The sequence below is a fragment of the Bradyrhizobium sp. UFLA01-814 genome (assembly GCF_046718885.1).
In the GTDB taxonomy this organism is placed as follows: domain Bacteria; phylum Pseudomonadota; class Alphaproteobacteria; order Rhizobiales; family Xanthobacteraceae; genus Bradyrhizobium; species Bradyrhizobium elkanii.
The window spans coordinates 41,839-54,415 of sequence record NZ_JAQOSR010000043.1 but is presented as its reverse complement, the minus strand read 5'-3'; the positions used below and the strand labels follow the sequence as shown (position 1 = coordinate 54,415).

The following is a 12,577-nucleotide window of genomic DNA, read 5'->3' as shown; positions in this document are numbered from 1 at the left end:
CGCTACGGCGCCATGGGAGGGCGCGCGTGCGGACGGCTTTGCTCTACCGAGCTACACCATCACCGGGGACACGACCCAGTTTAAGTGGATCAATCGCCTGACCGGTCTCATGCGCAAGCGCTTCCGCGTACGCGAGAAGATCGCGATGAACCGCCGCCGGCAGTTCGGCAGTTACTCTGACTGCCCTGTCACTGGGAACTCCCGAGATTCTAAGCTTTGGCACGGCATCATCCTTTGTATGGTTCGAGCTGAAGATCGCGGTTGACAATCACCCGAACCGGAAAACCTGGACGGATGGTCAATGTCGGCTGGATGTTGAGACTGCGCCGCACGACTTGCTGGCCAGTTTGGTTCAACGAATCCCCTGCACCGTGCCGCAGCGCCTGGATAATTGCGCTGTCGTTGCTGTTCGTGTCGGAGCCGGAGCCAAGCTCTGTTCCGACAGCAAGAAAGGTCGATAGGGCGGCTGCCTTAAACAACTTGCCCCAATGATTGTCGACTTGGTCTTCTAGACCTGCATAACCCGCGTTGTCCGCACCAGGCTGTCGCTCTAGTACGGTCGAGCGACCGTTGGGCATGATCAGACGGGTCCAAACCAGTAGCACGCGGGACTGGCCGAAGGTGACCTGGCTGTCATAGATGCCGATCAAGCGGGCCCCCTGGGGCCGCTATATCGGCGGCCGGTCGCGGCGCTTTTCGGCATGGCCAAGGACGCCTTCGCGGTGGTGCCCCAAGGCTGCACCCATGGCACTCGGCCGGCCTCAAGTTCGCCGATGATCTTGTTGGTGATTTCGTCATAAAGGTTTGCCCGGTCCTCACCGGTACGCGCCCGAGAATAGTGTCTGGACATCGCGGGTCTCCGCGACGGGCGCCGCGAGCCTCTCTCGCAGCCTGTGACCCGTCACGGCAAAACCCGGCCGGCACTCTTACTCTCGGGCCCTGTTCGCGAGGAAACGTCGCCGTGTGACTAACGAGCCCGTTGGCCCTCACCCGCACGCACAACGGTGAGGACGAGGAATCTGCCAGGCGGCCCACCTTACGTCCCATTTCTTCATGGGACTTCGCATTGACTGCTTAGGGCCGCAGGTCCTGATCAGGCGTGCGCCAATTGCGCATCGCCCCACTGAAATGGCACCCGGAGAGCGTGAGCATAGCGACGCCGAAGGCGGCACGCGGGGCCGAGTGCAGCGACGAGACCGGTTAAGAGGGCACCCGGGAACGGGGCAGTGATAGCGACGCCGGCATACTTCATGACGGCGGGACCCTTTCCCGAGTGCCCCCGGCGAGGCGCTCCGCAGTCTCTGCGCGAGGGATCAAAGCCGGAAGGCCGAGCGGCTACGCGGCTCGGTTCACGCGAGCCCGGTGCGGCGCCAGCCGCGCGCGCCCAATCAAAAATTCAGCGCGAAGACAGAAATTCAGCGAAGCTGAATCTCCTCCCGCACTTTTGTTTCTGCGTCATAGATCTTGATCTGAAGCCTTGGGAAACGCTTCTTCAGCTCTTCTCCACCTGCCCTGGCGCCGTCCCGGGTGGCAAATTCGGTCTTCAGTCGGCCATCCACTTCGAGCGCGTAACCAGAAGATGGCAGTTCACGGGTGGCTGCAACCATGTCGTCCCTATCATGCAGTGAGGCAATCGATGACGATTGGTTAGCGTGAGTCGCCCAAACCAGGCCAGCGTGACCTGCAAGCTTCGACTCGCCGTCCTCAACTGATCACGGATGGGAGCTTGCATCATCCGAGCAGGCGGCCGGCTTGCCGTTCGCACGGACACAGGCGCGGTAGAGCCACGGTTCGACATAACTGCCTTCCAGATCCCTCGACCAGCGCGCTCGGCATTGTGTTGAGCCACGCCATATCTGCCTTTCGAGTATTGGGGCCAATCCAGCGCAAGTCCGTGAAGCACAAGCCATTCACCGAGATCAGCGCGACCGACCGAACAGGTCGTGACCGTGCGGCCATATTGATCGAGGCTGAGTGGGACACAATTGACGGGACGCCGGGCAATGAAGCCGTCGAGGTCGTTCGCAGCCTGCGCACCACAACGATATTGTAAGCTGTCGTCGCCGCGGCACAGCTGGCTGCTCTCCGGTGCATCGACGCCCCAAAGCCGGATGCGCGTTCCATGGATTTCCAGGGTGTCGCCGTCAATAACGCTGGTCTGCCCGACAAACTGATCGGCCAATGCCATGCTCGACAGATGGGCGAGCAGCAGTGCCAAGGGGATTCGACGCATGACTAGTGACCTTGCAACTACTGCGGCATCATTGAGCCATTCTGCACAGGAGCGATTCCAAGACGCCAATTCGCGTGGGTACATTAGGTTGAAGGTCGCGTTGCTTGGCCCTTCCGTGTCTTCTTCTTTTTGGATTTGATGACATCTGCTTGCGCCCGGTAGGCCCGTGCCAGTGCCTGCAATTCCTCCGCTAAGTCCCGGTCGAGAACGGAGAGTGCTGCCCGGTCTGCCTTGTCAGCCTGCTTGCGGAGCGACTTAATTATCTTGGCCATGGCCGGTTTCGTAGACGACAAGCGCCCCGAGTCCGATCATGGCAACCAAGACGGCTATTGCGAGAACGGATTGCGGGCGCATGCTGCTTCCCCTCAGTTCCCAATGAGTCGGATATCAGTCCAGCTCGGGCGCAAACGTGAAGGAAATGTTCTTCTGGGTGCTGATCGGCACCCTCATCATCTTCGCGATCACGACGCTCTTCACTGACACGGGTTTGGGTGTCCGCTTCCGTCAAGACGAAGATATGCTGTTCGCTATACAGGTCGTTTCTCGCGTCAATTGCATCGGCGGCCGAGTTGCTGGTGATGCAAAACCCGCCAGACGCGGACTAGGGCGGAGCCAGCATCTTTTCGATGTACGCGTTGACGGTTTCGGCGAAGTCGCGCCGATCTCCAATCACGGCATCGCGCTGTTTCAGAACGTCGTCCTGAAGTAGGCGAAGCCCGCTCCTGCGGGCGGCTACCGGCGTTGCTTCCAGATATTCGTTTATAGCACGCTCAGCCAGTGGAATGCCGTTCGCGTCACCCTTGGCGATCAACCGACGAAGAATTCCTAAGCAAGCGTCTAAGTGAGGCATCCCACGAGCATACGCCTCGATTCTTTTCAAATTTCAAACCGAGGCCCGATTAGAACATTCGTTATCTTGGCGGCCCTAGTTCCCGTGAGGCCATCCACTGCGTCATCCGGCAGGCTGCCTCAGCCTGCCGTGCGCGGCGAATAAGCCGGTCGCGCTCAATTCCTGGTGGGGTGCCACGGGCCTCTTTGCGCAAGCGTTCCGCTTCCAAACAGGCAGTCTTATCGAGAGCATCAATTCGCTTGGAAAGATGGAGCCCGGTCATGCGCTCCCCTCCCTGTTATGCAGGCGGGAGCACTATTGGTCTCTCAGCCACCGACGCCTACAGGCAACCCTTGGCCGGTGATATTGGAACAATGATCCCGTCCTGAGGCGGTTGCAAGAAGCTTGTGACCCGCAAAACCCCGGTGCTGTCCTAGCTAGGACACCCGATCCGGGGAATCAGGACACCCGTTAAGCATGTGGGAAAAAGTGGCAACATGTTTACCTTTGATTCACATACATTAGTTGACTGGCTCAGACTTTAATTCGATGATCTGGGACTGGGCAGGGCTGTTTCATTAAGGACAATTTTTCAAGGCCCAGAGGGCCGCCCTATTATCGGCATCGGCGGTTCGGCAAGCATGGGAATGAGAACGGCCTCAGCATTACCCTCCAAGGGTGCTGGGGCCGTTTCTCATGACACCACCACTGCCATGCCTAAGTGCGGGAAATGGCTACCTCGCCGCAAACTCGCAGCATCTTTGAGTTCGTCACACGAATGGTGTGGAGCACGGCTCCTCGGGATACCGGTTCTAAGGCTTCTCGCGACCGTGAAGCACTTCAAGAAATGCTTGATCGCGTCTGCGGCATGAACTCGCTGCTTGGGCCAAGCGATTCCCAGACGAACTCTTGAGTACATATTTCGGCTACGTGGTTGGAAGTGGCATGGACGCTGCGAAGGGCGGCTTTTTGCACAGGGCGGCGGAAACACGTGGAAAAGCAACCTGCCCCGACGATTTGGAATCCCTGACCTGTGTTAGCAGCCGGAACGACTCGAGGGCTGCAAGGATTCGCCCCTCGTGGAGGAGCGATTTCGATGCTGATGACCAGGGAGAAGCGGCCAGCGATACGGACGCTGCGCGGATGGGCGCGAGCGGTGCTGCAGGAGGCGGGTGCCATCCACGAGTGTGAGTACCACGGCTGGATGCAAGATCGCGCCGACCCGCACGCCCGGGAGCGGGCCTTTGAAATCGCCCATGGAGACCCGCCAGCAGGCGTCTCCCCTGATGCGGCGGCGGCCGAGGTGCTCGACGTGCTGAACTCGATCGGTGACCACTGTCCGGAATGCCCCGCAGAATAGAAGAGCTGGTGCCGGGACTCAGCGCCAGCCCGGCTTTCTAATTTCAGCGGCCAGCTTTTTCTCCACGCGCTTGCGCACATTGCCGACCTTCTTGACGGCCTTTTTCACCGCCGGCGCCGACTTTCTGGTCTTCTTTGCCTCGTACTGCACTTCATGATCCTGCCCGCCGGCCACCCGCGCCCGGTCCTGTTTTCGGCCGCGCGCCGTTTTCGTCTTCTTCGCTACCGCCATCGGTGCCTGTTGTGACATCGAAGCAACGCGACAGGATTCGCGGGTTCCGGAACGATTCGAACTGTGCCAATTTGAATTGGCTGTAGCGTGGAGTTCTCAGTGGCGTTTCAGCGTCGAAAAAGCGAGGCGATCGGCCTCAAGGCGCCCCTGCCCGACTTCGTCGAGCCGGCCCTGGCATCGTTCATCGACAAGGTGCCGTCAGGGACCCGCTGGATTCACGAAATCAAATTCGACGGCTACCGTGTTCAGGTCCATCTGGCCAACGAGACGGCGACGATCTTCACCCGCCGCGGTCACGATTGGACGCATCGCTTCAAGAAGGTCGCCCATGACGCCTGGCGGATCAAGGCGAACTCGGCCGTGGTGGACGGCGAGATCGTGGTACCGGCCGCCGACGGCACGACCGATTTCTCGGTCCTGCAGAACGAGCTCAAGGGCAAGTCGAAGAGTATCGTGCTGGTGGCGCTCGATTTGCTCTATCTGAACGGCCGCGATATCCGGAAGCTACCGCTCGTTCAGCGCAAGGCTGAGCTCAAGAAGATCCTCAATGGCACCGATATCCAATTCAGCGAAAGTTTCGAGATAGAGGGGTGCGAGCTGTTCGCGCACGCCTGCAAGCTCGGCCTCGAAGGCGTCGTCTCGAAGGTGCGGGACAGTGCCTATCCCAGGGGACGCACGAACGACTGGGTCAAGAAGACCTGCGTGCAGCGAGAGACGCTGACTATTGCCGGTTTCGCACTCGATGGCACGAAGTGGGACGGGCTCTATGTCGGCCGGCGCAAGGGCGACGATCTGGTCTACGCCGGCAAAGTCGATCACGGCTTCGACAAGGTCTCGGCCGCCGATCTGCAGAAGCGGCTTAAACCTCTCATCCGAAAGACCCAGCCCTATGCCAAGCGTGTCAACCACAAGGGCATCAGGGTCGAACCCAAGCTTCTGGCCGAGATCGAGTATCGCACGAAGTCGGCCGAGGGAAAGGTCAGGCACCCGTTCTTCCGGGGCTTGCGGGAGGACCTGTGATGGATGCATTCGATCGCTTCTGGCAATGGGCGGACAAACCTCTGGAAAGTCCGCTGACGATTCCGGCCGAGTTGCATCGGGCCGTTGTGGAGCTCGCTCCGGAGGATCGGCGGGACCGCGCCTCAGTGAACCAAGCCGCCGCGCGTAGGCCGCGAACCTGTGGTCTATCAAGCGGACGGCTCGTTCCTAAAGTCCGGTATGGCCCCATAGACGAGCAAATTCTCTTCGCAAAAATCTGAAGCTGAGGGCCCAAAAGCTGAAGGTTCCAGGCGGGCAAATTGTTGAAAATGAGACTTCGTTGACTGAACCATTTTGTTGCCGATCGAACTAACGTCTAGGCGGAGATTTGCTGTTCGTTCTGCGAACGGCAGCGACAACAGGGTTCGTCACTGCCGGCCGGTCCGATGAGCATAGATTTTGGACCGGATAAGACGACGAGGAGCATGAGAAACTACAACTCAAGGTGTTCCCTCCGCAATCGCGTGGAAATGGAGAGTTGCCATGGCCCATGCTCCCGCCCAACAGCCCGACTACAGAGTGAGTCAAGCGGCAGTTGCGGACCTTCGTAAAGCGCTTCGTGGCGCCCTGCTGCAGCCCGCCGATGCCGGATACCGCGAAGCGCGCTCGATCTGGAACGGCATGATCATCAAAGAGCCTGCGCTCATCGCCCGGGTAAGCGGCGCGTCGGACATTGTCGCCTGCGTGAATTTCGCCCGCGAGAACGGACTGCCGCTGTCGATTCGCGGCGGCGGGCACAACATAGCTGGCACGGCGCTCTGCGACCGCGGGCTGATGATCGACATGAGCTTGCGGCGCGGCGTGCGCGTCAACCCTGACCGTCGGATAATTCGGGCCGAGGCTGGCACCACCTGGGGCGATGTCGATCACGAAGCGCAACCCCTCGGGCTGGTTGTCCCGGGCGGCATCGTGTCGAATACCGGGGTTGCCGGGTTCACTCTGGGCGGCGGCTTCGGTTGGACGTCGCGCAAGTGCTGCTACGCCGCCGACAATCTTGTCTCGGTTGACATCGTCACTGCGGACGGCGAGCGTCGGCACGCCAGCAAGACCGAGAACGCCGATCTGTTCTGGGCGTTGGCGGGTGGCAGCGGCAATTTTGGCGCGGTCACGTCCTTCGAGTTCCGGGCACATCCACACGGACCGCAGGCTCTATGCGGGATGGTGGTGTACCCGATGACACAAGCGCGCGACGTTGCGCACCAATTTTGTCGGATCGCCGCCACGGCGCCGGACGAACTGTGCTGCTTGCTCATCTTGCGCATCGCTCCCCCTGCGCCGTTCCTGCCCGAGGCGCTGCACGGCACGCCAATCGCGGCGATTGCAGCGTGCTGGACCGGCGATCCCATCGCCGGACAGGATGCGATGCGTGCGCTCAAGAGCTTTGGCAAGCCGGCTGCCGATACGATCACCGTGAAGCCGTTCGTTGCGCATCAGACCATGCTCGATTCCGGCCAGCCGTTCGGCCGCCGCTATTACTGGAAGTCGGATTTTTTCGCCGATATGAGCGAGCGCTTGATCGATGCGATGGTCGAGCATGCCGAACGTATTACCTCTCCGCATTCCGCCGCTCTCTTCATGCACATGGGCGGCGCTCCCGCCCGACTCGATCGCGGGCTCAACGCCGTAGGCTTCAGGACGGCCCAATACGTGCTGAACGTGCAGGCGGCTTGGGAAAATCCGCAGGAGGATCGCCGTCATATCGAATGGGCGCGCGAATACTGGGCGGCTATCCATCCGTTTTCGACCGGCGCCGCTTACATCAATTTCATGACCGAGGACGAGGGCGACGCCCGCGTGCGCGACGCCTATGGCAATCGGCTCTACGAGCAGCTCGCCGAGATCAAGGCCAAATTCGATCCAGGAAATCTATTCCACGGCGCACAGAACATCCCGCCACGATAGGCACACGTAGACACGGTGGAGGGCAACCATCCCGCTTAGGTGGTCGAGTCAGCCGGACTTAATTGCGCGGATGTCGGCTTGGGGGCAATCGCTACATGAGCGACGGAGTAGTAAGTCCGGCCGCGTCAGCTATACCGCCGAAAGCGGAAAGTATAAGCCGCCCCGTCATAAGCCACTGCGAGTTCATGGCGCTGATCGCTCGTGCCGCCGACCAAGAACCGCTAACTAGCCCGCGCGCGCCGCATCGCAGCTTCCAATCGCGCCTTCTCCTTGTCCCAGCGTGTTTCTTCGGCCTGCGATCTCTTCTCAATAGCCGCGACGTCCGCCTTGATGGCCGCGGCTCGTTTCGCGTGCTCCTGCTCGGCCTTGTCCAACGCAGCTTGCGCCTTGTCGACCGCCTGCTGACGGCGTTCACGCTCCTTCTGCCGGGCGGCCTCCTCTCTCGCTCGTTCCAGCTCGCGGCGCCGTTCCTCCCGTTCGTAGCCAAGAGCGGCCTTTCGCTCGGCAGCCTTGTAAACGGGGCGAGAGGTAGGCTTCTTCGCCGTTGAGCCTTTCGACTTGCGGGCAGTTTTCGTTGGTCTGCCATCGCCAAGATCGGTGGGCAGCTCGGCATGTTCTTTGAATGATCCGTCAGATCCGACCGGGCGCCTGAGCACGACGCCAGGCTTTGCCACGGTCGCGGCGATGAGTCCAGGTCATCGCTTTCCTTCGCCGCACCCTGATGAAAGAGATTGCTGTCCGCGCCCCACGCTTCCAGCGCCGCTTTCATGGAGGGAGCGGCTATCGCCAGATCGAAGAAGCCGAGCGAAGTCTGGTAGGTTTTCAGCTTTCTGGCCATGGTTCTGAGCAGACCTTCTGGTCGATAGTCAACGTAGCGTACCCTGGGACTTGCCGCGGCGTCCGACGGAACATGCCATGGCTCTAAGCGTTCCTCATTCTTTATGGACGTCCGTGCATTACGCAACACACTCTGAAGGATTGGCCCTTAAATGAGCCGGGCGTCGACCCTGCCCAAGCGCTTGCAGCCGATGCTGGCGACGCTCACCGACGCGCCGTTCGACGACCCCGGCTGGGTTTTCGAGGACAAGTACGATGGCTTCCGGATGATCGCGGAAATCCGGCGGGGCAAGGTTTCACTCTACAGCCGCAACGGCAAGATTATCAGCCGCAGCTATATCGAGGTCGCCAAGGCGCTGGAGGGCGTGAAGGGCGACGCCGTAATCGACGGTGAGCTCGTCGCGCTCGGAAAGGACGGCGTCTCGCATTTCCAGTTGCTGCAAAACGCGCTGCGTCATGAAGCGAAGCTCCTGTATTGCGCCTTCGATCTCATGTTTCAGAACTCAGTTGATTTGCGCGAACAGCCTCTTCTCGAGCGCAAGGAGCGGCTGAAAGCGATCCTGCCGCGCCACCGGCTGATCGCCTTCAGCCGTCACCGCAAAGCGAACGGTACGAAATTCTTCGCCGAGGCCGAGCGGAAGGGTCTGGAAGGCATCATGGCGAAGCACGCCGACAGCGCGTATGCGTCCGGAGGCCGAACGGCGGATTGGCTGAAGATCAAGACGGCAAAGCGGCAGGAAGTGGTGATCGCCGGCTTCACCGCGCCCAGGCGCACCAGGCCGTTCTTCGGCGCCCTGGTCCTCGCCGTGCGGGAAGACGACGCATGGCGCTACATCGGACATGTCGGCACTGGCTTCAGCCACAAGGTCCTGGGAGACCTCCATTCCAAGCTCGTGAAGCTGATGACTCCTAAATCACCCTTCCCTGCCAAAGTGAAGGACGAGGCCGCCACACCTGGGTCAAGCCCTCGTTAGTTGCCGAGGTCAAATTCGCGGAGTGGACGAGTAAGGGCGAACTGCGCCAGCCCGTCTACCTTGGGCTCAGGTCCGACAAGCGGGCGAAGGACGTCGTGCGCGAGCGAGAACGTCCGCGCAAATAAGGCTTCCCTTCGGGCGTAACCGGCAAACGGAACGAATTAACGCATTCGCCTCCTCCGCTGTGAATTCCCTCCGCGGTGGTACTCAGTCGCCCCCAAGGTCGAGGATCTCCGTTCGCACGCCCGCAGGCGTGACTTCGAGCGTCGCAAGCGTGATCGGCAGCTTGAAGCGCCGGGGTCCCGCGCTGCCGGGATTCAGATAGAGAACGCCACCGATCGTGTCGATCTTCGGCACGTGAGAATGCCCGGAGACGATGACGTCGATACCGGCGCCGGGATCGGCCTTCAGCGTCTTCAAGTCATGCAGAACGTACCGCCAGGCGCACCAGGTTCGTGTCGGGGTAGTCGCGGACCCACTCGCCACTGTCCACGTTTCCGCGAATGGCGGTGACGGGCGCGATGCGGCGAAGCGCCCGGACGCCCGATGTCGCCGGCATGGATGATGTGATCGACGCCCGTCAGGCCCCGTTCCGCCTCGGGCCTCAACAGACCGTGCGTGTCCGAAATGACTCCAATCCTGAACATCATTTGCCAGCGCTCTCAACCGCGATCGCCAAAAGACGATCAAGAAACTCAACTTGAGCGGACAACATCTTGGTCCGCGCAAGCTCGATATCAAACCATTCGGCGCGGTCGACTTCGGGAAAGCTCTGCCGTCGACCGCTTCGAGGCGGCCATTCGATATCGAAGGTATTGCTGGTCAGCGCCGCTGGGTCAAAGTGGCCCGCGCTGGCGAATGCGATGACGCGCTTCCCTCCTCGCTGTCGGACCTCCCCAAGCGCCTGGAGTGGACCAATCGAAGCGCTCGGGCCGAGTTCTTCGGCAAACTCGCGTCGTGCGACGTTTTCCGGAGCATCATTGGCATCGATTTCGTCCTTAGGAATGGACCAGGCGTCATTGTCCTTCTTACGCCAGAACGGACCGCCGGGGTGAACGAGCAGAACCTCGAGCCCACGAGCGCCGTGCGGTATGCCAGAATGCCCGCGCTCGAGGTCGATCTCCTGGAAGTCTTTTTCACCGCAGCCATATCGCGCCTATTTTGCAGAGCAATCGAGAGTAGAGCAGGTAAGGAGCACTGAGACTCGACGGCTGGCTAATTGCACAGCAAAAATCGTTCGAAACAGGCCAGTAGCGCAGCGGGACCCGCATACACCTCGGCACATCCGGCATTCCTCAATTCGTGTTCCGTGAAGCCTCCGCTGAGCACGCCGACGGCGCGAACTCCCGCCTTACCAGCCGCTCTGCATTGTACGGTGTATCACCGATCGAGACGGCGTCGGCGCCATCGATCTAAGCGTCTTAAGAACGACATTGAATATGTCGAGCGCCGGTTTTGATTCATCCACGTCGTCGGAGGAAGTTGTGAGATCCACGAGATCGACGACGCGAGTGACGTCGATATACTCATCGACTTCCTCCTTCTTGGCTGAGGAAGCAATCGCGATCCGAAGTCCGGCGTCGCGAACGCGTCGCAGCAGGTTAGGGACTGCCGAGAAGGGACGCACAAGCGGCAGATAGTCGGTCTTGAAACGCTTGCCGCACCACTCCTCCAGTTCCTTGCCATGGTCGCGTTGTTCGTCGGCCGACAGGAAAGCGGGAATGAGCTTGTCTCCCCCTTTTCCAATTTGGCTTCGTGCCTGTTCGAAACTCACATCGTGGCCAAACCGGAGCATGGCTCCTGCTATGCCAGCGCGTGACGCCGCCCTGTACAGGTCGCCTACCTCGTTGCTGTCGGCGCCAGCCGAGCCGGCGACGGGAGCTTCAAAGTCAACTGTCATCAGATCGTCGCAAGAAGAACGGAGGCGTCGCTGTGGGCAGATTCCCGGCTGAATGATTGTCGGTTTGGTTGTCGTCGTTCATTGGGTAAGCATCGTCCCGCCTGCAATTCGGCACTGGCGTCCAATATGCGAAACTTAGAACATTGTCCGACGTTGCCGGCTTCGCAAGCCTTAGTACTACCTAAGGCTCTGCATCTTCGCAAAGAAGCAGGTTTTCGCCAAGCTGTGTTTGACCTAAGCCGCGTTGGGCAATGGGCAAGGAGCGTATGGTGTGACAGGTGTCGTCAGAAATACGCGATTGATTTCCCTTCCAGCACCCTCGACCAGCGAGCGCGCCATGGAAGGCAGTTCGTTGCGCGCCCTTTCATAGTCATCGAGCGCAATCGCGTTTGGACTTTCAGGCGCGTCAACGCGCATAACGTGGTCTTTGCCGACTAACAAATATGCTTGACCAAGCGCATTCAAGGACTGCGCACGCATTGCCGCGTTGATGACGTTCCACCAGTGAAGCAGCCCGCCGCGCGCTCGTTTGTCGTCGACCTTGAAGGTCGTCTCGCCACAACCCAGGCTCAGGATCTCAATCTGGGTACGGCGGATGTCGTAACACGCAAGGGCGTCGACAAGCGCATTCATGACCGGGTTGTTGGCCCAAATGCCACCATCGAGCATGAGATATCCGTTGTTTGGGAGCGCTTCAAAGAAGGTGGGCGCTGCCGCAGTCGACATGGCGACGCGCACCATTCGCTCATGGCGATCAAGCTTATAGTCGGGATGATGCGGTGTCTTGAAAATCCACGGCTCGCCGTGTCTCCCTTCAAACGCAGGGATACACAGACGCGTGCGGGCTTGACCAAGCGTCTTGCCGCCGAACATTCGCAGAAGTTCGCTTTCGAGCGGCCCACGCTCGTAGATTGTCCGATGCCCGCGTTGGACGAGCCGAAGGAGGCTGCCTATCTTGCCTACCGGCGGGAAGATAAGATTACCTCGTTCAAGATAAACGTCGCGAATTTGCGCAGCGGTAAGGCCGTTCGCAAGACCAAGCGCGATGATGCCGCCGGTAGACGTTCCGGCGATCATATCGAAGTGGTCGGCGATGGATTTCCCTCCAAGAAATCGGGACTCAAGTTCTGCCAGGACAGCCGCAGGCAGGATACCGCAAATCCCCCCGCCATCGATGGAAAGAATGCGAAGTGACGTCTCCGCCGGCCAGGACTGCGGCAGGCGTCGCGTCTGGATGGTGCCGTCCGATCGGCGCGGTGGAACATAAATCATG

Annotated in this window: 11 protein-coding genes and 7 pseudogenes; 6 read left to right on the top strand and 12 right to left on the bottom strand. The window is 60.2% G+C overall.

All coding sequences use genetic code 11. The features are described 5' to 3' along the window. Nucleotides 1-76: 76 nt before the first annotated feature. The 6 genes and pseudogenes from PMN64_RS15695 to PMN64_RS15670 form a co-directional block, all read right to left on the bottom strand. A pseudogene (locus PMN64_RS15695) lies at nucleotides 77-223 on the bottom strand (DUF2274 domain-containing protein); the annotation flags it as partial. Between the two features lie 4 nt (nucleotides 224-227). After that, a pseudogene (locus tag PMN64_RS15690) lies at nucleotides 228-665 on the bottom strand (TrbI/VirB10 family protein); the annotation flags it as partial. Further along, nucleotides 665-850, bottom strand: a pseudogene (locus tag PMN64_RS15685) (ArdC-like ssDNA-binding domain-containing protein); the annotation flags it as partial. The pseudogenes PMN64_RS15685 and PMN64_RS15690, both read right to left, overlap by 1 nt. A 565-nt stretch (nucleotides 851-1,415) precedes the next feature. Then, complete coding sequence (locus PMN64_RS15680; protein WP_411781266.1) at nucleotides 1,416-1,607, bottom strand: hypothetical protein; 192 nt, start codon at nucleotides 1,605-1,607, stop codon at nucleotides 1,416-1,418. Continuing rightward, entirely contained in the window at nucleotides 1,544-2,188 is a 645-nt protein-coding gene (locus PMN64_RS15675) for a thermonuclease family protein (RefSeq protein ID WP_411781269.1), read from the bottom strand. The genes PMN64_RS15680 and PMN64_RS15675 overlap by 64 nt, the downstream gene beginning before the upstream one ends. A gap of 128 nt (nucleotides 2,189-2,316) precedes the next feature. Further along, nucleotides 2,317-2,505 carry a hypothetical protein gene (locus PMN64_RS15670; RefSeq protein ID WP_411781265.1) on the bottom strand — a complete coding sequence of 63 codons (189 nt, stop codon included), beginning with the start codon at nucleotides 2,503-2,505 and terminating at the stop codon, nucleotides 2,317-2,319. Between the two features lie 137 nt (nucleotides 2,506-2,642). Here PMN64_RS15670 and PMN64_RS15665 point away from each other — a divergent pair, with 137 nt between their 5' ends. Both PMN64_RS15665 and PMN64_RS15660 read left to right on the top strand, forming a co-directional pair. Continuing rightward, complete coding sequence (locus PMN64_RS15665; protein ID WP_411781264.1) at nucleotides 2,643-2,942, top strand: hypothetical protein; 300 nt, start codon at nucleotides 2,643-2,645, stop codon at nucleotides 2,940-2,942. 1,216 nt (nucleotides 2,943-4,158) lie between these two features. Beyond that, complete coding sequence (locus PMN64_RS15660) at nucleotides 4,159-4,422, top strand: hypothetical protein (RefSeq protein ID WP_411781263.1); 264 nt, start codon at nucleotides 4,159-4,161, stop codon at nucleotides 4,420-4,422. Between the two features lie 18 nt (nucleotides 4,423-4,440). On the opposite strand, the gene PMN64_RS15655 is transcribed toward PMN64_RS15660, so the two are convergent. After that, nucleotides 4,441-4,653: a DUF3606 domain-containing protein gene (locus PMN64_RS15655; RefSeq protein WP_411781262.1), complete on the bottom strand. Its 213-nt coding sequence runs from the start codon at nucleotides 4,651-4,653 to the stop codon at nucleotides 4,441-4,443. 99 nt (nucleotides 4,654-4,752) lie between these two features. Between PMN64_RS15655 and ligD (PMN64_RS15650) the strand changes: the two genes are divergently transcribed. The 3 genes from ligD (PMN64_RS15650) (at nucleotide 4,753) to PMN64_RS15640 (ending at nucleotide 7,593) form a co-directional block, all read left to right on the top strand. Continuing rightward, nucleotides 4,753-5,673 carry a non-homologous end-joining DNA ligase gene (ligD, locus tag PMN64_RS15650; RefSeq protein WP_411781261.1) on the top strand — a complete coding sequence of 307 codons (921 nt, stop codon included), beginning with the start codon at nucleotides 4,753-4,755 and terminating at the stop codon, nucleotides 5,671-5,673. Further along, nucleotides 5,673-5,912 (top strand): hypothetical protein, encoded by a 240-nt coding sequence (locus PMN64_RS15645; protein WP_411781260.1) that lies wholly within the window; start codon nucleotides 5,673-5,675, stop codon nucleotides 5,910-5,912. The genes ligD (PMN64_RS15650) and PMN64_RS15645 overlap by 1 nt, the downstream gene beginning before the upstream one ends. Nucleotides 5,913-6,174: 262 nt before the next feature. Then, nucleotides 6,175-7,593: an FAD-binding oxidoreductase gene (locus PMN64_RS15640; protein ID WP_411781259.1), complete on the top strand. Its 1,419-nt coding sequence runs from the start codon at nucleotides 6,175-6,177 to the stop codon at nucleotides 7,591-7,593. A gap of 221 nt (nucleotides 7,594-7,814) precedes the next feature. On the opposite strand, the pseudogene PMN64_RS15635 reads toward PMN64_RS15640, so the two are convergent. Continuing rightward, a pseudogene (locus PMN64_RS15635) lies at nucleotides 7,815-8,431 on the bottom strand (cell envelope biogenesis protein TolA). A 151-nt stretch (nucleotides 8,432-8,582) separates the two neighbouring features. Here PMN64_RS15635 and ligD (PMN64_RS15630) point away from each other — a divergent pair. Continuing rightward, nucleotides 8,583-9,529 (top strand): annotated as a pseudogene (gene ligD / locus PMN64_RS15630) (non-homologous end-joining DNA ligase). A gap of 82 nt (nucleotides 9,530-9,611) precedes the next feature. Here ligD (PMN64_RS15630) and PMN64_RS15625 read toward each other — a convergent pair. From PMN64_RS15625 to PMN64_RS15610, 4 genes and pseudogenes are all read right to left on the bottom strand, one after another. Then, nucleotides 9,612-10,054 (bottom strand): annotated as a pseudogene (locus PMN64_RS15625) (metallophosphoesterase family protein). Continuing rightward, nucleotides 10,051-10,553, bottom strand: a pseudogene (locus PMN64_RS15620) (NUDIX domain-containing protein). The pseudogenes PMN64_RS15625 and PMN64_RS15620 overlap by 4 nt, the downstream one beginning before the upstream one ends. Nucleotides 10,554-10,755: 202 nt before the next feature. After that, complete coding sequence (locus tag PMN64_RS15615) at nucleotides 10,756-11,304, bottom strand: HAD hydrolase-like protein (protein ID WP_411781258.1); 549 nt, start codon at nucleotides 11,302-11,304, stop codon at nucleotides 10,756-10,758. Between the two features lie 234 nt (nucleotides 11,305-11,538). Further along, nucleotides 11,539-12,576, bottom strand: coding sequence for a CBASS cGAMP-activated phospholipase (locus PMN64_RS15610; RefSeq protein ID WP_411781257.1), 1,038 nt, complete (start codon nucleotides 12,574-12,576; stop codon nucleotides 11,539-11,541). Nucleotide 12,577 lies beyond the last annotated feature (1 nt).